General features: G+C 61.6%; 1 protein-coding gene. It reads right to left on the bottom strand.

What is annotated here, in order from left to right:
- Positions 1-250 (bottom strand): citrate/2-methylcitrate synthase (locus tag NVV99_RS26685; RefSeq protein WP_313906276.1); only part of this gene is annotated, 250 nt, incomplete at both ends.

Raw genomic sequence — 250 nt, forward strand, 5'->3', positions numbered from 1 at the left:
GATGAACGTCGACTTCTCGGCGAGCTGCTCGATCGGGTTTCCGCGGTACCTCAGAATGCCCTTCTCGCCGTCGATGTACGTGATCGCCGACTTCGTGGAGGAGGTGTTGACGAAACCCGGGTCGAGGGTGGTGTACCCGGTCGCCGCGAGGAGCTTGCCCAGCTCGATACAGTCATTGCCTTCCGTCGCCTTGGCGATCGACAACGTGTGTTCGCCACCGGGGTAGCTGAGGGTGGGGTTGGTGTCATTC

Origin of the sequence: Rhodococcus sp. PAE-6 (genome assembly GCF_025290685.1) — a bacterium.
Lineage (GTDB): Bacteria > Actinomycetota > Actinomycetes > Mycobacteriales > Mycobacteriaceae > Rhodococcus > Rhodococcus pyridinivorans.